General features: G+C 69.2%; 21 protein-coding genes. 16 read left to right on the top strand and 5 right to left on the bottom strand.

Going from position 1 to position 21,281, the window contains the following annotated elements:
• Positions 1–95: 95 nt before the first annotated feature.
• The 3 genes from ABD255_RS22855 to ABD255_RS22845 are packed head-to-tail and all read left to right on the top strand — an operon-like array spanning position 96 to position 2,333.
• Positions 96–536 (top strand): cupin domain-containing protein, encoded by a 441-nt coding sequence (locus ABD255_RS22855; protein ID WP_344217181.1) that lies wholly within the window; start codon positions 96–98, stop codon positions 534–536.
• Between the two features lie 25 nt (positions 537–561).
• Positions 562–1,617: a ferritin-like domain-containing protein gene (locus tag ABD255_RS22850; protein WP_344217179.1), complete on the top strand. Its 1,056-nt coding sequence runs from the start codon at positions 562–564 to the stop codon at positions 1,615–1,617.
• Positions 1,614–2,333: a CDGSH iron-sulfur domain-containing protein gene (locus ABD255_RS22845; RefSeq protein WP_344217177.1), complete on the top strand. Its 720-nt coding sequence runs from the start codon at positions 1,614–1,616 to the stop codon at positions 2,331–2,333. The genes ABD255_RS22850 and ABD255_RS22845 overlap by 4 nt, the downstream gene beginning before the upstream one ends.
• 47 nt (positions 2,334–2,380) lie before the next feature.
• Here ABD255_RS22845 and ABD255_RS22840 read toward each other — a convergent pair whose 3' ends face one another.
• Positions 2,381–2,848, bottom strand: coding sequence for a nitroreductase family deazaflavin-dependent oxidoreductase (locus tag ABD255_RS22840; RefSeq protein WP_344217175.1), 468 nt, complete (start codon positions 2,846–2,848; stop codon positions 2,381–2,383).
• A gap of 240 nt (positions 2,849–3,088) precedes the next feature.
• Here ABD255_RS22840 and ABD255_RS22835 point away from each other — a divergent pair, with 240 nt between their 5' ends.
• Positions 3,089–3,439, top strand: coding sequence for a hypothetical protein (locus tag ABD255_RS22835; protein ID WP_344217173.1), 351 nt, complete (start codon positions 3,089–3,091; stop codon positions 3,437–3,439).
• Between the two features lie 167 nt (positions 3,440–3,606).
• Here the strand turns inward: ABD255_RS22835 and ABD255_RS22830 are convergent, their stop codons facing one another.
• A complete protein-coding gene (locus ABD255_RS22830; protein WP_344217171.1) occupies positions 3,607–5,385 on the bottom strand; it encodes a glycoside hydrolase family 9 protein in 1,779 nt (592 codons plus the stop codon).
• Between the two features lie 122 nt (positions 5,386–5,507).
• On the opposite strand from ABD255_RS22830, the gene ABD255_RS22825 reads away from it, so the two are divergent.
• The 4 genes from ABD255_RS22825 (at position 5,508) to ABD255_RS22810 (ending at position 9,338) form a co-directional block, all read left to right on the top strand.
• On the top strand, positions 5,508–6,521 hold the full coding sequence (locus tag ABD255_RS22825) for a Gfo/Idh/MocA family protein (RefSeq protein ID WP_344217169.1): 1,014 nt from the start codon (positions 5,508–5,510) through the stop codon (positions 6,519–6,521).
• A 52-nt stretch (positions 6,522–6,573) separates the two neighbouring features.
• Positions 6,574–7,572: a Gfo/Idh/MocA family protein gene (locus tag ABD255_RS22820; protein ID WP_344217167.1), complete on the top strand. Its 999-nt coding sequence runs from the start codon at positions 6,574–6,576 to the stop codon at positions 7,570–7,572.
• 8 nt (positions 7,573–7,580) lie between these two features.
• A complete protein-coding gene (locus ABD255_RS22815) occupies positions 7,581–8,657 on the top strand; it encodes a mandelate racemase/muconate lactonizing enzyme family protein (RefSeq protein ID WP_344217165.1) in 1,077 nt (358 codons plus the stop codon).
• Between the two features lie 81 nt (positions 8,658–8,738).
• Entirely contained in the window at positions 8,739–9,338 is a 600-nt protein-coding gene (locus ABD255_RS22810; protein WP_344217162.1) for a GNAT family N-acetyltransferase, read from the top strand.
• Positions 9,339–9,345: 7 nt separating this feature from the next.
• Here ABD255_RS22810 and ABD255_RS22805 read toward each other — a convergent pair whose 3' ends face one another.
• Entirely contained in the window at positions 9,346–10,059 is a 714-nt protein-coding gene (locus tag ABD255_RS22805) for an alpha/beta fold hydrolase (RefSeq protein ID WP_344217160.1), read from the bottom strand.
• A 246-nt stretch (positions 10,060–10,305) separates the two neighbouring features.
• Here ABD255_RS22805 and ABD255_RS22800 point away from each other — a divergent pair, with 246 nt between their 5' ends.
• The 6 genes from ABD255_RS22800 (at position 10,306) to ABD255_RS22775 (ending at position 15,641) form a co-directional block, all read left to right on the top strand.
• A complete protein-coding gene (locus ABD255_RS22800) occupies positions 10,306–11,025 on the top strand; it encodes an alpha/beta fold hydrolase (RefSeq protein ID WP_344217158.1) in 720 nt (239 codons plus the stop codon).
• Between the two features lie 54 nt (positions 11,026–11,079).
• Positions 11,080–11,838: a class I SAM-dependent methyltransferase gene (locus ABD255_RS22795; RefSeq protein ID WP_344217156.1), complete on the top strand. Its 759-nt coding sequence runs from the start codon at positions 11,080–11,082 to the stop codon at positions 11,836–11,838.
• Between the two features lie 16 nt (positions 11,839–11,854).
• Positions 11,855–13,177 (top strand): NAD(P)/FAD-dependent oxidoreductase, encoded by a 1,323-nt coding sequence (locus ABD255_RS22790; protein ID WP_344217153.1) that lies wholly within the window; start codon positions 11,855–11,857, stop codon positions 13,175–13,177.
• A gap of 87 nt (positions 13,178–13,264) precedes the next feature.
• Positions 13,265–14,452: a CE1758 family FMN-dependent luciferase-like monooxygenase gene (locus ABD255_RS22785; RefSeq protein ID WP_344217151.1), complete on the top strand. Its 1,188-nt coding sequence runs from the start codon at positions 13,265–13,267 to the stop codon at positions 14,450–14,452.
• On the top strand, positions 14,452–14,934 hold the full coding sequence (locus ABD255_RS22780) for a MarR family winged helix-turn-helix transcriptional regulator (protein WP_344217149.1): 483 nt from the start codon (positions 14,452–14,454) through the stop codon (positions 14,932–14,934). Before ABD255_RS22785 ends, ABD255_RS22780 begins: the two co-directional genes overlap by 1 nt.
• Entirely contained in the window at positions 14,931–15,641 is a 711-nt protein-coding gene (locus ABD255_RS22775; protein WP_344217148.1) for a CE1759 family FMN reductase, read from the top strand. The genes ABD255_RS22780 and ABD255_RS22775 overlap by 4 nt, the downstream gene beginning before the upstream one ends.
• A 66-nt stretch (positions 15,642–15,707) precedes the next feature.
• Here the strand turns inward: ABD255_RS22775 and ABD255_RS22770 are convergent, their stop codons facing one another.
• The gene (locus tag ABD255_RS22770; RefSeq protein ID WP_344217146.1) at positions 15,708–17,927 is read right to left on the bottom strand and encodes an NADP-dependent isocitrate dehydrogenase; all 2,220 of its coding nucleotides are present in this window, start codon (positions 17,925–17,927) and stop codon (positions 15,708–15,710) included.
• 117 nt (positions 17,928–18,044) lie between these two features.
• Between ABD255_RS22770 and ABD255_RS22765 the strand changes: the two genes are divergently transcribed.
• Together ABD255_RS22765 and ABD255_RS22760 are read left to right on the top strand one after the other, a co-directional pair.
• Positions 18,045–18,479, top strand: coding sequence for a hypothetical protein (locus tag ABD255_RS22765; RefSeq protein WP_344217144.1), 435 nt, complete (start codon positions 18,045–18,047; stop codon positions 18,477–18,479).
• Positions 18,480–18,685: 206 nt separating this feature from the next.
• Positions 18,686–20,746, top strand: coding sequence for a HelD family protein (locus ABD255_RS22760; RefSeq protein ID WP_344217142.1), 2,061 nt, complete (start codon positions 18,686–18,688; stop codon positions 20,744–20,746).
• Here the strand turns inward: ABD255_RS22760 and ABD255_RS22755 are convergent.
• A complete protein-coding gene (locus tag ABD255_RS22755) occupies positions 20,743–21,216 on the bottom strand; it encodes an iron chaperone (RefSeq protein WP_344217139.1) in 474 nt (157 codons plus the stop codon). The two genes, ABD255_RS22760 and ABD255_RS22755, sit on opposite strands and share 4 nt — an antisense overlap.
• Between the last annotated feature and the right edge of the window lie 65 nt (positions 21,217–21,281).

Genomic DNA, 21,281 nt, shown 5'->3' with positions numbered 1-21,281 from the left:
TCACAGCTCGCCCGGCTGTTTTGTCTTAGCTACTGACCTGTCTGTCTTGGCTACTGCCTTGGCAACGCGCCCAAGCATGCCTATGGAGGCTCACGATGTCCGACTCCGACTCCACCAGCACTGACCAGAAGCCGCGATCGACCGCATGGCAGACGGCGCTGACCGTGGTACAGGAAGCAGTACCGCCGTTCATCCCGGCCAACGCTCACGCGATGACCGTGGTGATCGAGTATCCGCCCGGCGACCCCGGTACGCCGCCGCACCGGCACCCGGGCGGGCCGGCCTTCGGGTACGTCCTCGAAGGGGAGATGCGGATGGAGGTCGAAGGCGAGCCGGAGCGGATCATCCCTGCCGGGGAGGCGTTCTGGGAGCCGGGCGGCGATGTCATCCACTACCAGGACGGCAACGCCCGCGACGACGTCCGGCTTCGCTTCACGGTGACGATGCTGTGCGACCCGGGCCAGCCGATGCTCGTCCTGGTCGAGGACGAAGAGCTTGCCCAGCGCAAGGACCGCCGCGCACCCCGGCCTGCCTGACCACCGCCGACAGTACGGAGTACAGATGACTCTCCCGCGGGAGATCTTGTCGACGACACAAATCAACACGTTGGAGAGCCTTCGCGAGCACCTTCAGTGGGCGATCGAGCTGGAGCACGCGACGCTGCCGCCGTACCTCTGCGCGCTCTACTCGCTCGACCCGGCGCGGAATCCGGACGCCGTGGAGGTGGTGGGCAGCGTCTTCGTGGAGGAGATGATCCATCTGGCGCTGGCGGCGAACCTCCTCAACGCGGTCGGCGGGCAGCCGTGCATCGACACGCCGAGGATGCTGCCCCGCCATCCCCGGCCACTGCCGCACGGCGACCGCTCGCTGGAGTTGTCGCTGGTCCCGTTCGGTGCCGAGTCACTGGAGATGTTCCTCCGCCTCGAACGGCCGGCGCCGCCCGGTGCGCCGGCCGAAGGCGACAGCTACGAGACGATCGGGCAGTTCTACGACGCCATCGAGCAAGCCCTCCATCACCTGTGTGCTGAGCTCGGCGAGCAGGCGGTCTTCTGCGGCGACCCGGCTCGTCAGGTCACCGCTGGTCACTTCCTCCACAGTGGCGGGCATCTGAAGGCGGTCAACGACCTGACCTCGGCGCTGGCAGCGCTGGAGGAGATCGTCGAGCAGGGCGAAGGCACGGCCCGAGGCGAGGTCTGGGACGGAGACCAGGACATCTTCCACCCCGAGCGCAACGAGGTCGCCCACTACTACCGGTTCCAGGAGCTCAAGCTCGGCCGCCGCTTCCAGCGTGGTGACACGCCGCAGTCCGGACCCACCGGTGAGGCTGTCGCGCTCGACCTGGCCGGCGTCCGCCCGATGCGCCCCAACCCGCGGCTGGCGGACCACCCGCTGGGCAGTCCGATCCGGCTCGCCCAGGAAGAGTTCAACCGCACGTACTGCGCGGTGCTGCATCTCCTGGACCATGCCTTCAATGGCAGCCCGAGCAAGCTCGGCGTCGCCACCGGCACCATGTACGCGCTCAAGGCGCAGGCGCAGAGCCTGATGGAGATGCCCGAAGGAGACGGCACGACCGCCGGCCCGACCTTCGAGTACGTCGAACCGGAGCTCCGCCGGTGAGCGGCGACGAGCGGCGCCGGATCGTCGTACTGGAGAACGGCCCGTACGTCGTCTACGGCCGGATCCCGCTGCGACGCAAGCGCAAGGTGGTAGCCGAGGGCAACGAGTCGCTGAGCTGGCAGACGCACGAGGATCTCGAGACCGAGGAGATCTACGTGCTGTGCCGGTGTGGACGCTCGGGCTCGAAGCCGTTCTGCGACGGGACGCACGCGGTGGTCGGCTTCGACGGTACGGAGTCGGCCGACGTCCGCCCGTACGAGGAACTGCAGCACGTCCACGACGGCGTCGGAATCTCGGCCCAGCGGGTCGGCGAGTTGTGCATCCACGCGGCCTTCTGCATCGGTCGTACCAGGCCGATCGCCAAGATGCTGGACGACACGGCCGACAGCGACGTCCGGTCGAACGTGATGGGACGGATCGATCACTGCCCGTCCGGGTCGTACAGCTACGCCCTCTACCGTGGCGGCGACTCGATCGAGCCCGACCTTCCGCAGGCGATCTCCGTCCTCGAAGAGGAGGACGGCCTGGCCAGCGCGTTGTGGGTCACCGGCGACGTGCCCGTCGTGAGGGCAGACGGTAAGCCGCTGGAGACCCGCAACCGGATGACGCTGTGCCGCTGCGGCCACTCCGCCAACAAACCCCTCTGCGACGGGACGCATCGGACGATCGGCTTCCACGACGAGAACAATCAAACGGACTGGACGAACGATCAGTGATGGTCTTGTTTCCTTTGTCTTCGTCTGAGCCGGTACGCCCTGGTCCGTCACCGCAGGGTGAGTCGGACTACCGGGTACTCCCGGCTGGACTTGCTCTGGTACTTCGCGAGCCGGGGCTGGGCCTCGGTGATCCGCTGCCAGGCCGGCTCCCGGTCGGCGCCGTCGAGTTGGTGCGGCGTCACCGGCACGGCGTCGCGGCCCGGCAGTTCGATCGACGTCCGTTCGGGGTGCGCCATCAGGTTGAAGAACCAGTCCGGATGCTGGCTGCCACCGCCCGAGGCGACGATCAGCCAGGCGTCCGGGCCGTCGGGGAACCACGCCACCGGGGACTGGCGTACCTGCCCGCTCCGGCGACCGACCGTGCCCAGGATCAGCAGGTCCATGCCCATGAACTCGCCGCGGCCACGGCGGATCTTGGCGTTAGTCCGGGCGTTCATCGTCCGCTGCACCCACCGGGACAACGGCCCGGGCGTTCCGCTCTTGCGTCCTTGTTTGGCTGCCTGCTGCCGCGTCATCGGGTGCCTCCAGTTGGTCCAGTTGTTGGGTGAGATCGATCAGGGCCGCGAGGCCTCGCATGCACATCGGCCGGCCTCCGATCAGGTCTGGATTTCCATGACGATCACGCTAGGTGGGGCAACCGGACCGGTGCTTCTCGATTCCTGACCGTTTCGCCCGGGGGACCGGTAGTGAGACGACGACCGGGTCGTCGTCTACTCTGCAAGGCAGAGGATCGCCGGCGCCCCGGAGGGGACGTGATGAGCGAAAGCGAGAGTGGCCCCGCCCAGCCGCTGGGCAAGATCATGCTGTCCGAAGCGGGGGAGACCGTCACTGTCACGGTGGCCGGCACGATTGACGTGCGCCTCGTGCTCGCCTTGCGCAAGGTCCTGGCGGAGGCGATCAGACTGGCTCCGACGACGCTGCGCGTCCACTTGGTCATCTCTCTCGACGGCGCCGAACTGGTGGCGCGGACGGTACGTGAGGCGCAGGCCCGGTTCCGCGCCGGCCGACGCCGTTTCCTGGTCGTCACGCCGGATCCACGGGTCGTCCGGCTGCTGGCGGGAGCCAAGATCTCCGCCCAGTTGCAGCCGAACCTTTCCGCCGGCTGACGCCGTCCGTCGCCGGCCGGGTTGCAGATCCAAGACATGGGCACCTGCCCCGGAAGGTGTCGGCCTGCATTTCGAGTGGCCAGCGCCCTAGGTTTCCGGTGTTAAGAAGCCAGCACCGGAAACCGCCACAGTCCAGTACTGCGTTACCGTCCGCGACCGGGAGCGCTTCAGCGCGCGGCGGAGACGGCGAGCAGGAACCACCCCGTGTGCGGAATCCACTGCTCGGCCCAGCGCCAGGCATCGCCCTCGGGCGCGTCAGGTGGCAGGAACGCGAGGTCGTCCTCGTCGGTCCACCCGGAGGTGACGCCGTTGACGATTCCGCCGGGGAGGTTGGGGAAGTCGGAGGAGTAGTCGGCGTTGTTCCGGCCGCGACCCTGCAGCATGGAGCTGTCGAAGGGGTTGCGGCCGACGATCCAGTTCAGCTGATCGTCGGCGAAGGTGCTCAGCCGGGCCCGGTCGTCGGTGGCGAGTCCGTCCAGCCGTGCGCAGGCGCGGGCGGCGGCAGACAGCGAGGCGATCGCCGCGTTCTCGCCCTGCCACCAGTACCCGGTCTCGTTGGCGTGCGGGAAGAAGAACGCCTCGCGCGGTTCCTCGTCGAGTGGCTGGACGAGACTGCGGGGATACCCGAACGGATTCGGGACGGACGCCGTACGGTCGAGGAGGTCGAGCATCGCCCGGATCGCGGTACGCCGCGCGGCGGTCGACTCGGCGGCATCGGGCAGGACCTCGGCGAACCGCAGCAACGCGAGCACCGGCAGGCCGGGCTCGGCGGCGTGGAAGAAGGGCCGGCCGCGCTCGTCGGCGCGGAACCAGCCCGGTCCGTCACCGGACCGGACGTACCGCTCGATCAGCAACGAAGCTCGCCGACACGCAGCCTCCCGTGCGGCGGCCCGCGCAACCTCCTGCGCGGATCCTCGTGCGGACTGCGGGGCGGCGTCCCGCGCCGCGCCAGTCGGCTCGTGGTGGGGTGCGGCGGCGGTGAGTTCGGTGGCTGCCAGCAGCGCGGAGTAGTCGTCGATGATCGACTCCGTGCCGTCGAAGAGGTAGTCGAGGTTGTGCTTCTCCAGATGCGCGAAGCCGTCGCGTGCGGCCGCGAAGTACTCGGCGCGGGTGCGGTCGCCGTCGTCGTCGACGGTGGAGGCGCGGGCGAGGGCGGCGATCGCCAGCCCGCCGCCGTGCCGATAGGCGGCCTGATATCGGCTGGTCCGGACGGAGTGCTGCAGTGGCGCGGTGATCACCCGCTCGTCCAGCCGCTTGGTGAGGGCGTCGAAAATCCCGGTGTAGAAGTAGCCCTCGGCCGAGCGGAAGCGGGTCAGGAAGTCCGCGCCCCACAGCGCCTCATCACGCAGGCGCGCGCCCAGCACCGGTACGAGCGCCGGACGGTGCGCGGCGAGTTCGTCGCGAGCGGCGAGCATCGCCCAGGCACATAGCGGGATCTGCTGCGGGCTCATGGTCGAGGTGTACGTGAGGTGGGACAGGAACTTGCTGGTGTCACCGCTGGCATCGAGCCACCCGCCGCGCGCATCGACAGTCGCCCCGGAGGAATCGTCCCAGAACCGGGCCGCCCGGTCCTTGCGGTCGATCTCCCCACTGGACCGCATCGCCTTGAAGTAGGCCAGTACGTCGGACATCGTCCGACGCTGAAGTCGCTCTTCGCCGACCTCGAACGGTTCGGACCGCAACTCGACCCCATCGACGACCACTCGGACCGTGTACGTCCCCGGGGCGAGGTCGTCCGGTAGCGGGATTCGGGAGTACGGCCCACCCGACCAGCCGGGTACCCGCTCGACCTGCCCCGGGTTCAGTACGAAAGTTCCACCGGCACCGACGAGTTCGGCGGTGAGCGGCCTGTCGGGAACGACCGCGATCACGGCCTTGCTCGCGCCGGTCCCGTAGCCGAGGTGAGAGACCAGAATCCCTGGAGTTGTCTCATCGAGCGAGCGCACTGCCGCATCAGCCCTTCCACACCCTGTCCGCGAAACTCCCATCCAACCGCACGCCGCGTTACAGCGTTGTAATGTGGACCGCGATCGGCCGATGGATGTCACCCGACCTCGTTGGAGGAGAAGTGTCGAAGCCGCTCAAGATCGCGGTCCTGGGGTTCTGGCACGTTCACGCAGGAGACTACGCACGGCAGACCGAGCAGCATCCGGGGACGGAGCTGGTCGCGGTCTGGGACGACGATCCGACGCTCGGACAGCCGGGGGCGGACCGGTTCGGGGTACCGTTCGCGCCGGATCTCGAGGCGCTCCTGAGCCGCGATGACCTCGACGGCGTCATCATCACGACCGCCACCGACGTGCACCGCGACCTGATGGTCCAGGCCGCGAACGCGCGGAAGCACATCTTCACCGAGAAGCTGCTCGCGCCGACCGTGACCGAGGCGACCGAGATCATCGCCGCGGCCGACGAGAACGGCGTCAAGCTGGTGGTCTCCCTGCCCCGGCTCGCGCACGGCTACACCCGGGCGATCCGCGACGTGATCGACAGTGGCGAGCTCGGACAGCTCACGTACGGCCGGATCCGGCTCTCCCACGACGGAGCGGTGCCGAGGGACGGGACCGAGGGCTGGTTGCCGCAACGGTTCTTCGACCCGAAGGCCGCGATCGGTGGAGCGCTGACCGACCTCGGCTGCCACCCGGTCTACCTGCTGCAGCAGTTCCTCGGCGCCGATCCCGAGACCGTCAGCGCGACCTACCGCTCGGTGGCCGGCCGCGGGCTCGAGGACAACGCCGTCGTCACGGTCGGCTATCGGGACCAGAAGATCGGCGTCATCGAGGCCGGCTTCGCCAGCCGGAATCCCTTCACGATCGAGATCTTCGGCACCGACGGCAGCCTGACCTACACCGACGCGGGCAACGTACTGCGGGTCGCGGGGCCGGCGTCCGGCGGTGAGGAGCGGCAGGTGCCGGTGCCCGAGCACGGCAAGGACCCGTTCGGTCAGTGGGTCGACCACATCACCGACGGCACCCGGGCCGACGACAACCTGGCGCGGGCGGTGGAGCTGACCAGGCTGGTCGAAGCCGCCAACCAGGCCGCGGCAGAGGGCCGCACGATCGCCTACGAAGCACCGACGCGCTGACCTTGCTCCCCCTAGCAGCGCTCCCACCAAGCAGCCGAGGAGAGGACTTCCCATGCCCCAGATCAAGGTCGGGCTGATCGGAGGCGGTGGTATCGCGTCCGCCCACATCCGTGGCTATCGCGAGCATGCCGACAAGATCGGCATCACCGCCGTGGCCGACGCGGTGGAGCAGACAGCTGCCGATCGCGGCGCCGAGCTCGGCGCGACGCCGTACTCGGACTATCGGCGGATGCTCGAGGCCGAAGGGCTCGACGCGGTCGACATCTGCCTGCCGCACCACCTGCACCGGGACGCGATCGTCGCCGCAGCCGAGGCCGGCAAGCACATCCTGTGTGAGAAGCCGCTCTGCCTCACGGCCGAGGAGGCCGCGGCTGTCCGGGCGGCAGTGACTGCCAGCGGCGTGACGCTCATGTGCGCGCACAATCAGCTGTTCCTGCCCGCCGTGGCCAAGGCGAAGGAGCTTCTCGACGCCGGCACCATCGGGACCGTCTACGAGGTGCGAACCACCGACAGCTTCTACAACGACTTCGACCCGACCACGATGGGCTGGCGGGCGAGCAGCAGTACGAGCGGTGGTGGCGAGCTGATCGACACCGGGTACCACCCGACGTACCTGATGCTGCACCTGGCCGGTGGGTCACCGGTCGAGGCCACGGCGATGCTGTCCACGCACCGGCTGAAGTTCATGGAAGGCGAGGACTCGGCGCAGGTCATGGTCAGGTTCGACAACGGCGTCGTCGGTCAGCTGGTGACCAGCTGGGCCTACCAGCCGGCCGCGTCCACCGAGCGCTTCTCGGCCGTCGGCGAGCTCGGTGCTCTGCACAGCGACGGCACCTCCCTGAGCTGGCAGCTCCGGTCGGGGGAGACCCGGACCGTGGACCTCGAGCCGGTGGACACCTTCGCCGCCGAGATCGGTCATTTCGCCGATTCGCTGCTCACCAAAACGCGTCCCCTTCACACCGAGGACGAGGGCATCGCCGTACTCGGCATCCTCCTGGCCGCCTACGAAGGGGCGCGGACGAAGACCATCGCCCCCGTCCTGGCGAAGTAGGCGATCCGATGTCACTGGATCGCCATTTCGTTCGCAGCGTCGAGCGGTCGAGCCTCAAGACGCGGTACCCACGGACCGTCGGCCGTAACGCCCGGCTGGGGAGTCATGGCAGTGGTGGTGTAGACGACATCGTGGTCCTGCGGACCGACACGGGGAAGGTCGGCTGGGGGTTGGTCGCGGGTTCTGTGTCTGCCGACCAGGCGGTCGGCCGGTCAGTGGCCGAGCTGATCGATCCCGGCCGCGGCGTACGTGACGATTCCCTGCGAGGTCTGGACTTCGCGCTGCACGACCTGGTCGGCCAGATCGAGGACCTGCCGGTCCACGCGATCCTCGGAGGACACGGGCCGAGCACGGTGGCGTGTTACGACGGGGCGATCTACTTCGCCGATCTCGATCCGGACGAGAGCCCACGCGGGGTGCCCGCCGTACTGGCTGACTGTGCCGCCGACGACGCGGCGGGGTACCGGGCGTTCAAGCTGAAGATCGGGCGCGGCAATCGGTGGATGGACCGCGCGGCCGGTGATGCCCGGGACATCGAGGTGACCCGAGCCGTCCGGGAGGCATATCCGGAGCACCGAATTCTCGTCGATGCCAATGACGGGTACGACTGCGCCGGCTTCATCGAATATCTGCAGGCGGTCGCGGACTGTGGCCTGTACTGGGTGGAGGAGCCCTTCCTCGACGACGCGGCCGACCTTGCCCGGCTACGGCAGTATCTGCGCGAAGCCGGCTCGGCGACGCTGATCGCCGAGGGGGAGAGCAATCCCGAGCTGGAGACCTTGCTGGAGATCGCCGGCCGTGGGGACATCGACGTGCTGCTGATGGACGTGGTCTCGTTCGGCCTGACGAGCTGGCGCGGCGTCATGCCGAGGATCGCTGAGCTCGGAGTACGGGCGTCGCCGCATGCCTGGGGCCTACCACTCAAGACCCTGTACGCAGCCCAGTTCGCCGCCGGACTGGGAAACGTCGACACGGTCGAGGGGGTTCCCGGTGAGACGCTCGGCGTGGACACCAGCGGCTACCTGTGGCGCGACGGCGAACTCACCGTCCCCGACCGCCCTGGCTTCGGTCTGCCCCTCACTTAGCTTCGCGTCGGTGCTGTGTCACAGGAATCCGTGCTGCGCGGTCATAGGCAGTGCGGGCCTGAACCAGCACAGGAGGGCGACATGGAGCCGAGCATCGAGACCGAGCGACTGGTGATCAGACCATGGCGCGAAACCGACGTGCCCGAGGCACTGGCGATCTACGGCGACGAGGAGGTGACCCGCTGGCTCACGCCGGCCATGAGCTGGGTGCCTGACGAGGCGACCATGCGCTCTGTACTGCGCAAGTGGCGGGAGGAGGACGTGGCACCGGTCAGTCACCAGGCCGTGGAACTGCGCGGCACCCGCCAGGTGATCGGTGGAGTGTCGCTGGTCCGGCTGGCGCCTTGGGAAGACGTGGAGATCGGCTGGCAGCTGGCCCGCTCGGCCTGGGGCCACGGCTACGCGTCAGAGGCGGGCGAGGCCATGGCCAGATGGTCGCTGCACCGTGCCGGCGTCGAAGAACTGTTCGCTCTCGTCGGCGCGGAGAACGCTCGCGCAGCGGCCACAGCGCGGCGGATCGGCATGGAGTGGATCGGCGAGACAGACCAGTACCACCATCGGCGACTGGAACTCTTCCGCCTGCGCCACTCCGACCTGGCGTACTGCGAATCCTGCGAGGACGCCTTCGATCATGACGTCGGCACCGTCCGCTCGGTAGTCGCGGACGGCCGAGGCGAGTAAGGGGCGGTCAGGCGTCCAGCGCCTCGATGATCGCCGCGGTGACCGCGTCGGGGGCGGAGATGCTGAGGGCGTGGGATGCGCCCGCCACCTCGCGCGTGCACACCGCGTTGGCTCGCCGCGCCATATAGCGGTGTACCGCGATCGGGATGTTCAGGTCCTCGTCGCCGAAGGCGAACCAGGACGGCAGCGTCTTCCAGGCCGGTGTGTGCGTGGGCAGGCCGGTCATGAGTGCCAATTGGGCGACCGGCCGCTGGGTGGCGCACATCAGAGCTGCCTGAGCGGCCGGTACGTCGGCGGCGAACTGGCGGTGGAAGGCATCCCGTCCGATGCTCAACTCGTTCCCCCGGATGCCGAGGGGATAGGTCACGAGCGCCTCGCCGAGCGTACTGCCGGGCCGCTTGCTCGCCAGCTCGAACGCGCTCTCGCCGTGGTCGGGCGCGAAGGCACAGACGTAGACCAGGCCCTTCACCGTGTCGTGGTGGGCGGCCGCCTCGGTGATCACCGAGCCGCCGTAGGAATGCCCGACCAGGACGACGGGCTTGCCGATCCCGGCGATCACGTCGCGGACGTAGGCGGCGTCGCCCGGCAGGCTGCGGAGCGGATTGGCCACGGCGACGACCTCGGCCGAGCGCCTCAGCAACCGCTCGATGACGGCATTCCAGCCGCCCGACTCCGCGAAGGCGCCGTGCACCAGCACGACGACGGGGTTCTGCTCGTTCACGGTTCTCCTCGGTGCCCTGAGGCGTGCTACGGCTTGCACCCGAAGGACCGGATAGCGCACCGATTTGTGACAGCGGCCCGGTAACTACGCTGTGTTCCAACTTCACAGTGGCCTCGGGCAACAGGGTTGCCGCCGCGTCACAAAGCTCCCGGCCATCCTGTCTAACTCTTGAAAGAGCCCAGAAAGACAGGACTGCGGACAGTGAGCGAACACGTAGCCCGAACACCAGAGAGAAGAGAGCGGAAAATGAGTGACCAGAAGCCCGCCGTCGTCCTCGTGCACGGCGCGTTCGCGGAGTCCGCGAGCTGGAACGGCGTGATCGAGCAGTTGCAGGTCAAGTCCCTGTCCGTCGTCGCCGCCGCCAACCCGCTGCGCAGTCTCGAGGGTGACGCCGCGTACGTCCGGGACGTGATCGCCGGGATCGGTGGACCCGTGGTGCTCGTCGCGCACTCGTACGGCGGCATGGTGATCACCGAGGCGGCGGCGAACAACGACGCCGTGGTCGCGCTCGTCTACGTCGACGCGTTCGTCCCGGAGCAGGGCGAGAGCGCGCTGGAACTGTCCGGCAAGTTCCCCGGCAGCACCCTGGGCGAGGCCCTCACCGCCTACCCGCTCTCGGGCGGCGGGACCGAGTTCGTCATCAGGCAGGAGAAGTTCCACCAGCAGTTCGCCGCCGACGTCCCCGCGGACCAGGCCGCGCTGATGGCCGCGACGCAGCGCCCGGTCACCGAGGCCGCGCTCACGACCGGCCTGCCCACCGACGCACCCGCGTGGAAGTCCACTCCGTCCTGGTTCGTGATCAGCGACGAGGACCTGAACATCCCGGTCGCCGCTCACCGGTTCTTCGCCGAGCGCGCCGATTCGCGCGGTACCCGCGAGGTACGCGGCGGGTCGCACGCGCTGAGCGTGTCGCAGCCCGGCGAGGTCGCGGCCTCGATCCTCGAAGCGGTCGACGCCGTCTCGTGACCGTGGCGGTCGAACGCCGGCTGTAGGGCCGGGGAGCAGAAAGGCGGTTCAGCTGTGAGCGTGGCTGCGATGGTTGCCGAGTTCGACGATGTCGCGGGCTGGACCGCCGACGCCGTCGAGCATCTGGGAAACCGGTACGCGATACCGGCCGCCTGCCGTGGCAGTGCCAGCCCTGCCGCCCTCGCCTGGCTGGCCGAAGCCTGCGAACTGTCCACCGGTACCACGTTGCTGGACGTCGGCGCCGGGGTCGGCGGTCCAGCGGCCTGGGCAGCCGAGCGGTTCGGAGTACGGCCGTTGTTGCTGGAGCCGATGCAGACCGCGTGCCGGGCCGCGGCACGGCTCTTCGGGTTCACGGTCATCGCCGCCGACGGCACCCGGATCCCGCTCCGGACGGGATCGATCGACACCGCCTGGTGCCTCGGCGTGCTCTGCACCGTCGACGACAAGGCCGCGCTCCTCCGCGAGATCCACCGAGTACTGAAGCCCGGCGGGTCACTGGGACTCCTGGTGGTTGTCGCCCGGGGCCGGACGCGTCTGCCGGGCCCGGAGGGCAATCACTTCCCGACTCAGCACGAGCTCGCGACGCTGCTCGACCGTACTGGGTTCTCGCTCCTCGAGCAGACCACGCGACCCGATGACGCGCCGCTGTCCTGGTCACGGCGAGCGGAGCAGGTGCGGGCGGCCGTCGCCGCGAGGCACCACTCGACCCACGCCTACAAACTGGCTGCCCACCAGAGCGACCAGCTCACCCTGCTGTTCAGAACCAGACAGGTCTCCATGCAACTGATCCACGCGGTCGGGGTCGACACCTAGAGAAGAGGGGAACAACGTGCGGACAATCTTGGTGGTCGGGGGAGGCTATGCCGGCTTCTACGCGGCGTGGAAACTGGAGAAGAGAGTGCGACGCGGCGAGGCGCGGCTCATCCTGGTGGACCCGCGGCCCTACATGACGTACCAGCCCTTTCTGCCCGAAGTACTGGCCGGCTCGATCGAGGCCCGGCACGCCGCGGTCTCCCACCGCCGGCATCTGCGCCGGACGAGGATCGTGGCCGGCGCGGTCACCCAGATCGACCATGCCCAGAAGACGGTCCTGGTCTCGCTGACGCAGGGACACCAGATGGTCCTCGAGTACGACATCATCGTCGTCACCGCGGGCGCGGTGACCCGCAAGCTCGCCATCCCCGGGGTGGCCGAGCAGGCCATCGGCCTGAAGCACGTCGAGGAAGCCGTCGCCATCCGGGACCGGCTGCTGACGGCGTTCGACCAGGCCGCGTCGCTGCAGCCGGGCCCACTGCGCCGCCGGCTTCTCACGGTGACGTTCGTCGGCGGTGGTTTCTCCGGGGTGGAGGGTTTCGCCGAACTGCTGTCACTGGCCTCGTCCCTGGTCCGCAGGTACCCCGAACTCGATGCCGGGGAGCTCGACTTCCACCTGGTCGAGGCACGCGATCGGATCCTGCCCGAAGTCACCGACGGCCCGGGGGAATGGGTGGTGGACTCGCTCCGGAAGAGGGGAGCGCACGTTCACCTGAACACCCAGGTCGTCTCCGCCCGCGACGGCCACGTGGTCCTTTCCACCGGCGAGGAGTTCGACTCCGAGCTGCTCGTGTGGACCGCCGGCAACGCGGCGAACCCGATGGTCAGCAGCCACACCGATCTGCCGATCGATCACCGCGGCCTGCTGACGGTGCGGGCCGATCTCCGGGTCGGTACGGACGCGGACCCGGTGCCGGACGCCTGGGGTGCCGGGGACGACGCCGCCGTACCGGACCTCACCTCGTCGGAGTCCGGCGTCCTGACCGTGCCGAACGCGCAGCACGCCGTCCGGCAGGGGAAATTGCTGGCGAGGAACGTCGTCGCCGTCCTTCGCGGACGGAGTACGAAGCCCTATGTGCACCACGGCCTCGGTGCGGTCGCGACGCTCGGCCTGGGCCTGGGGATCTTCCAGTACCGCCGCTTCGTGGTCAAGGGACTCCTGGCCTGGCTGATGCATCGCGGGTACCACGTCCTGGCGGTGCCGACCTGGGAGCGCAAGGTCCGCGTGCTGGCGATCTGGCTGACCGCCGTGGTGTTCGGCCGGGACATCGTCTCCCTGGCGTCCGTGCAGCACCCGCGGGACGCGTTCGTCGCGGGAGGCGTTCCGGCCCCCGACTGAGCCTCCTGGGAATACATGCGCGATCATGTTGTTGAACTGCATGCGCAGTCATGCAGTTTCGCGGGCGCGCGGATCAAGGAGGACGACATGCAGTTCGGAGTGTTCACGGTCGGCGACATCGCGCCGGACCCGACGAACGGGTACACCTACAGCGAGGCGGAGCGGATCGACAACATGATCCGGGTCGCCCAGCGGGCCGACGAGGTCGGTCTCGACGTCTTCGCGCTGGGGGAGCACCACAACCCGCCCTTCGTGCCGTCGTCCCCGACGACGCTGCTGGCCTTCATCGCGGCGCAGACCCGGCGGATCGTGCTGAGCACCTCGGTGACCTTGATGACCACCAACGATCCGGTGAAGATCGCTGAGGACTACGCGATGCTCCAGCACGTGGCCAAGGGCCGGCTGGACCTGATGGTCGGCCGTGGCAACACCGTGCCGGTCTACCCGTGGTTCGGCAAGGACATCCGCCAGGGCGTGGCGCTGGCCCTGGAGAACTACAACCTGCTGCACCGGTTGTGGCGTGAGGACGTGGTCGACTGGGAGGGCCGCTTCCGCACCGCGCTGCAGGGCTTCACCTCGACGCCGCGGCCGCTGGACGACGTACCGCCGTTCGTCTGGCACGGCTCGATCCGTACGCCGGAGATCGCCGAGCAGGCCGCCTTCTACGGCAACGGCTTCTTCGCCAACCACATCCTCGCGCCGAACTTCCACTTCAAGCCGCTGGTCGACCTCTACCGGCAGCGGTTCGAGCACTACGGCCACGGAACCGCCGCGCAGGCGATCGTCGGGCTCGGTGGGATGTCGTTCATCGCCAAGCGCTCGCAGGACGCGGTGAACACGTTCCGGCCGTACTTCGAGAACTACCCGGTGTTCCGCGGATCCCGGCTCGAGGACCACATGGCCGGCACCCCGCTGACGGTCGGGAGTCCCCAGCAGGTGATCGACAAGGTGCTCACCTTCCAGGAGGGCTTCGGCGACTACCAGCGGCAGTTGTTCGCGGTGGACGGCCTCGCCCTGCCGGTCGACGTGGCGCTCGAGCAGGTCGAACTGCTCGGCACCGAGGTGGTCCCCGTCCTGCGCAAGGAACTGGAGTCGCGCCGCGCGCCGGGTGTTCCCGACGCTCCGACCCACGAGTCGCTGGTACTGGCGAAGTACGGCGACGCCGAGCCGCGCCGGCCCCGGCCGAACCCGAACCGCGGCGACAACCTGTCCGGTACGTCGCCGTACCAGGACAGCGACCCGGACGTCGAGGCGAACTTCCCGGTGGCCTTCTGATGGAGAGCACGACCCGACTCGCGAACGTGGCCTGGGAGGCGCTGTTCCGCGCCCAGGCCACGCTGGCCCGCGAGTTCGAGCGCGACGGCGAGTGGGGCGACCTGCTGGGGCGCGAGTACGGCGTCCTGTACGCCCTCTCGGTGGCGCCGGACGGACTGCGGATCATCGACCTGTGCGACGACGTGCTGCTGACCCAGGCCGGGGTGTCCCGGTTGGTCGGCCGGCTCGAGCGACGGGGTCTGGTGGAGCGAAGCGACGACCCGCACGACGGCCGCGCCTCTCGCATCCGGCTCAGCGCCGAGGGCGTCGAAGTACAGCGTCGGGTGGGCCGGGCGCACGCGCGTCACGTCGCGAAGGCGATGACGCGCGCGCTCAGCCCCGAGCAACTCCGGATGCTGCGAGACCTCAGCCTTGCCCTGACCGCCGAAGCCGAAGCCGTTTCCCCTCCGTCCCGCACGCAGTCCGAAAGGAACCCGACATGAACGACGCCACCCGCGGTACGGCGGGGTCCGGCCTGTCCATCGCCGTCATCACCGCAGGCGTCAGCGACCCGTCCTCGACCCGGTTGCTGGCCGACCGGATCGCCCAGAAGTCCGTCGACGCCCTCCGCGCGTCCGGCACCTCCGCCACCGTCAGCGTCATCGACCTCGCGCCGATGGCCGTGGAGATCGCCCAGTCCATCGTCTCCGGCGTGCCCCACGCCAAGGTCCAGGCCGCGATCGAACGACTCGCCGCGGCTGACGCGATCATCGCCAGTACGCCGGTCTACAAGGCGGCGATCAGCGGACTCTTCAAGTCGTTCGTCGACCTCATCGACAACGACCTGCTGGTCGCCAAGCCGGTCATCGTGGCCGCGACCGGCGGGACCGCCCGGCATGCGATGGTCGTCGACGATCATCTCCGCCCGCTGTTCGCCTTCCTGCGCGCCATCCCACTCCCGACCTCGCTGTACGCGGCGCCCGAGGACTGGGGATCACCGGAACTCGGGCGCCGGATCACGCGGGCTGCCAACGAGTTGACGATGCTCGTACGCAGCGGCGCCCCGCAACAGATCGCCGACGACAACTGGACCGGCTACCAGCATCAGTTCGCCGGCAACGCCACCCGCGCCGACCGCTCCGTCGACGACGTCGACTTCTCCACCGACCTCATGCGCCTCGCCACCGGCGGCACTTCAGCGGCCAAGTAACGGCCCTTGTAAAGCAAGGCGGCCGGGACCAGTTGATGGTCGCCGGCCGCCTTCGCGGTGTGGGTGTCAGCTCAGCGAAGCGAGTGCGTCGTTCCAGGTCTTGGACGGGCGCATCACGGCCGCGGCCTTGGCCGGGTCGGGCTGGTAGTAGCCGCCGAGGTCGACGGGGTTGCCCTGGACGGCGAGCAGTTCGTCGATGATGGTCTGCTCGTTGCCGGCGAGGGTCTCGGCCAGCTGGGTGAAGGCCTTGGCCAGGTCGGCGTCGTCGGCCTGCTTGGCCAGCTCCTGCGCCCAGTACAGGGACAGGAAGAAGTGGCTGCCGCGGTTGTCGATGCCGCCGACGCGGCGGGTGGGGGACTTGTCCTCGTTGAGGAACGTCGCGGTCGCGCGGTCCAGGGTGTCCGCGAGGACCTGGGCGCGGGCGTTGCCGGTCGTCTGGGCCAGGTGCTCGAAGCTGGCGGCCAGGGCGAAGAACTCGCCGAGGCTGTCCCAGCGCAGGTAGTTCTCCTTCACCAACTGCTGGACGTGCTTCGGCGCCGAGCCGCCGGCCCCGGTCTCGAACAGGCCGCCGCCCGCCATCAGCGGAACGACCGACAGCATCTTCGCGCTGGTGCCCAGCTCCAGGATCGGGAACAGGTCGGTCAGGTAGTCGCGCAGTACGTTGCCGGTGACGGAGATGGTGTTCTCGCCCCGCCGGATCCGCTCCAGCGAGAACTTGATCGCGTCCACCGGCGCCAGCACCTTGAGCTCCAGGCCCTCGGTGTCGTGCTCGGTCAGGTACTCCTCGACCTTCGCGATCAGCTTCGCGTCGTGGGCGCGGGTCTCGTCCAGCCAGAACACCGCCGGGTCGCCGGTGGCGCGGGCGCGGGTGACGGCCAGCTTGACCCAGTCCCGGATCGGGGCGTCCTTGGTCTGGCAGGCACGGAAGATGTCGCCGGCCGCGACCTCCTGCTCCAGCACGACCGTGCCGGCCGCGTCGACCAGCCGGACCGTGCCGGCGGTGGCGACCTCGAACGTCTTGTCGTGGCTGCCGTACTCCTCGGCCTTCTGCGCCATCAGGCCGACGTTCGGGACCGAGCCCATCGTCGAGGGGTCGAACGCGCCGTTGGCCCGGCAGTCGTCGAGGACGACCTGGTAGATCCCGGCGTAGCTGCTGTCCGGCAGGACCGCGAGAGTGTCGTGCTCGGCGCCGTCCGGGCCCCACATGTGACCCGACGTACGGATCATGGCCGGCATCGAGGCGTCGACGATCACGTCGGACGGCACGTGCAGGTTGGTGATGCCCTTGTCGGAGTCCACCATCGCCAGCGCCGGGCCCTCGGCCAGCTCCGCGTCGAACGACGCCCTGATCGCGTCGCCGTCCGGCAGCGCGGCCAGCCCGGTGAAGATCCCGCCGAGACCGTCGTTCGGGCTGAGCCCGGCCGCGGCCAGCGCCTCGCCGTACTGCGCGAAGGTCTTCGGGAAGAACGCGCGGAGCACGTGCCCGAACACGATCGGGTCGGACACCTTCATCATGGTGGCCTTCAGGTGAACCGAGAACAGCACGTCGTCGGCCTTCGCCCGGGCCACCTGGGCGGTGAGGAACTCACGCAGCGCGGCGACGTGCATCACCGAGGCGTCGACCACCTCGCCGGCCTGCACCGGGATCGACTCACGCAGTACGGCGGTGGTGCCGTCGGCGCCGGCCAGCTCGATCCGGAGCGTGCCGTCGGCCTCGATCACGGCGGACTTCTCGGTGGAGCGGAAGTCGTTCTCGCCCATCGTGGTGACGTTCGTCTTCGAGTCCGCGGTCCAGGCGCCCATCCGGTGCGGGTGGGTCTTGGCGTAGTTCTTCACCGAGGCGGGCGCGCGGCGGTCGGAGTTGCCCTCGCGCAGCACCGGGTTCACCGCGGAGCCCTTGATCTTGTCGTACCGGGCCCGGACCTCGCGCTCGGCGTCGGTCTTCGGCTCGTCCGGGTACTCCGGCAGCGCGTAGCCCTGGCCGCGCAGCTCCGCGATCGCGGTCTTGAGCTGCGGGATCGACGCGGAGACGTTCGGCAGCTTGATGATGTTCGCGGCCGGCGTCTTGGCCAGCTCGCCGAGCTCGGCGAGCGCGTCCGGGATCCGCTGGTCCTCGGTCAGGTGGTCGCCGAAGACGGCGATGATCCGCCCGGCCAGCGAGATGTCACGGGTCTCCACGCCCACCCCGGCCTGCGCGGCGTACGCCTGGATCACCGGCAGGAACGAGTAGGTGGCCAGGGCCGGGGCCTCGTCCGTGTGCGTGTAGATGATGGTTGACTCAGTCACCGCGTACTCCGCTTCCTCTACTCCGTCGATGGTGCTCCCGGGCCACGCCGTGGGGGCATCCCCACCCTAATGGGCGGCCCGGCCCGGACAGTTCCCAGGCGCCCGTAGGGTGGCAGAGTGCACAATGAGCCGAGTTGGCGCGACAGACGGCGTGAGGCGTCCGCCGCCCACGCCGCCGCCCTCGAACGCCGAGTGGCCGCCGAGACCGCGCAGGCCCGCGAGCACCTGGCCGACTTCGTCGAGAAGCTGAAGGCTCGCGGCGTCGAGCCGCAGCCGCTGCGAGCCCCGGTGGTGGGCTCGGGCGTGAGTTATCGCACCGACCTCACCGGCTGGTACCTCCGCCGCAACCGGTCACTCGCTGTGGACACCGACGGCAACTACTACATCCTCGGCACCCCGGCCAGCCTGAAGGCCCGGCTCTTCGGCGTACGAGTCCTGCCCTCCGACCCGCCGATCATCGTGGGCGTCGGCGCCCGCGACGGCGAGTCCCTGCCGCTCGAACAACTCCTGCGCCTTCGCCTCGACGAGGTCGACGGGCGGACCTCCGGCTGACTTGTCGGGGCCGCCTTCCGGTGGTCGGCGAATATTCGGTGGCGGGTGCCGGGCGGCGCTGGTAGCGTCCCCGGCCTGTCTTTTCGAGTGGCTTCTCCGCACTGCGTGAAGGATCGAATCGAACCGGATGGCTCTCCGGGGCGGGACCCTGCTGGTCGCCACCAGTCCGTCGTACATCCCGTCAAACACGAGTCGAGGCTTCTTCGATGGTCGAATCCGCACTGCTCCCTGCCGACTCCCCGGAGCTCGAGGCCGAACAGGCCTTCCTCACCGAGGCCCGCGCGGCGCTGGCCCGCATGCATCGCGACGTCGCCGGGCGCGAGGTCCCGATGATCGGTGGTGAGGACAACGACGAACGCTTCACCAACGAGGCCAACCAGGCCGCTCACCGGCAACGGACGCAGGCGCTGGTCGACCTGCCCGACGTGCCGCTGTTCTTCGGGCGGCTCGACTACGAGTCCGGTGCCATCGAGGAGATCGACCGGATCTACATCGGCCGCCGGCACGTGCACGACGGCAACGGGGTCCCGCTCGTCATCGACTGGCGGGCGCCGGTGTCGGTGCCGTTCTACCGGGCGACCCGCAGCGACCGCCGGCACGTCGTACTGCGGCGCCGGTACGGCTTCTCCGACGTCGCCGACCTGACCGGGTTCGAGGACGAGCCGCTGACCGGGACCGGCCCGTCCGACCAGGCCGACGCGTTCCTCCGCGCCGAGATCGAGCGCCCGCGCACCGGGCCGATGCGCGACATCGTGGCCACCATCCAGCCGGAGCAGGACGACCTGGTCCGGGCGCCGCTGCATCCGACCGTCTGCGTGCAGGGTGCGCCTGGTACCGGCAAGACGGCCGTCGGCCTGCACCGGGTGGCGTACCTGCTCTACACCGAGCGGGAGCGGCTGAGTCGTGGCGGTGTCGTGATCGTCGGGCCGAACAGCTCGTTCCTCTCCTACATCCGCAAGGTGCTGCCCGCGCTGGGTGAGGTCGACGTACGGCAGATCACCATCGAGGAGCTGATCGACCAGCCGGCCGCCGCGACGGACGAGGCCGAGGCCGCGCGGGTCAAGGGTGATGTCCGGATGGCTCGCGTGCTGTACCGCGCTTTGTGGTCGTACGTCGGTACGCCGGCGAGTGGAATCCTCTACAGCAAGGGATCCCAGCGGTATCGGGTGCACGACTACGAGGTAGTGGAGATCGTGTCCGCCCTGCGCGAGTCGACCAGGTACGCGCCGGGGCGTAACGCCCTCGCGCAGCGGCTCGCGCACGCAGTACTGGTTCTGATGGAGCGACGCGGGGAATCGCCCGACGACCGGGTGCAGAACGCAGTGGCACGGTCGAAGGTCGTCAAACAGGTCCTCGACGCGGTCTGGCCGCGCGTCACCCCCGAGCAGGTGCTGCACCGGCTGTTCTCCGACGCCGACTTCCTCGCTCAGTCCGCCGGAGACGAGTTCACGGCGGACGAGCAGGCGGCGCTGCTGTGGAGCAAGCCGCCCCGCTCGTGGAAGTCGGCGAAGTGGTCGGGCGCCGACACCCTCTTGCTCGACGAGCTGACCGACCTGATCGAACGCAGCAGCGGCTCACTCGGCCACCTCGTGCTCGACGAGGCACAGGATCTGTCGGCGATGCAGTTGCGCGCGCTCGGTCGGCGCTGCCGGACCGGCTCGGCGACGGTTCTGGGCGACCTCGCTCAGGCGACGACGCCGTGGGCAGCGGGCTCCTGGGATCGGGTGCTCGATCACCTCGACAAGTCCGACGCCCTGGTGGCCGAGCTCGATCGCGGTTTCCGCGTACCGGACCAGATCATCGACTTCGCGGCGAGGTTGCTGCCGCAGATCGCCCCCACGCTCGGCGTACCGCGCGGTGTCCGGACGGTCGCCGACGCCCTCAGCATCGTGCGGACCGACGAGGACTCCTTCGCGGAGACGCTCGTCGCTTCCTGCCGGGCCGCGCTGGCCGGCGAAGGCTCCGTCGCGGTCATCGCGGCTGACGAGCAGGTCTCACACCTTCTCGAAGCGCTCGCTGCCGCTGGTCTTCAGCCTGGGCTGCTTGGTGCGACCGAGGACGCGATGGAGACGGCGCGCCTGGTCCTCGTGCCGGCGACGCTCGCGAAGGGCCTGGAGTTCGACGCGGTCGTGGTGGCGGAGCCGGCCCGGATCGTGGCGGCCGAACCGCGCGGGCTGCACCGCCTGTACGTCGTACTCACTCGCGCCGTCAGCCGGCTCCAGATCGTCCACGCGGCACCGCTGCCTGCCGCACTGGAGCTGTCCTAACCCGCCACTGACTTCTTGACGAGGGCGCCGATGGTCTTCTCGTGGGCGGCGGTCATCTTGGTCAGCGCGTAGGCGGTCGGCCACAGGCTGCCGTCGTCGAGCGTCGCCACGTCGTTGAAGCCGAACGTCGCGTACCGGGTCTTGAACTTGTCGGCGGGCTGGAAGAAGCAGAGCACCTTGCCGTCCTTGGCGTACGCGGGCATGCCGTACCAGAGCTTCGGCGCGAGTTCCGGCGCGTTGGCCCGGATGATGGCGTGCAGCCGCTCGGCGATGACGCGGTCCGAGTCAGACATCTCGGCGATCTTCCCGAGCACCTCGGTTTCCCCGTCCGGCTTGGCGCTGCGCGAGCCGCGGCGGGTGCCGGCCTTGAGTTCCTGCCCGCGCTCCTTCATCGCCGCTCTTTCCTCGGCGGTGAATCCCTCGTACGACTTGTTTTTGGTGGTGGCGGTGGCCTTCTTGGTGGCGTTCATCGGTGCTGCCTCTCGGTGCGTCTCTGGGTGCTGCGAACACCTCAAAGGCTAGGAGGCCGGCGCCC

The sequence above is a fragment of the Kribbella sancticallisti genome, assembly GCF_039530625.1.
GTDB classification, from domain to species: Bacteria; Actinomycetota; Actinomycetes; order Propionibacteriales; family Kribbellaceae; genus Kribbella; species Kribbella sancticallisti.
The sequence above is the reverse complement of the archived record's forward strand: the minus strand, read 5'-3'. Positions and strand labels throughout refer to the sequence as shown.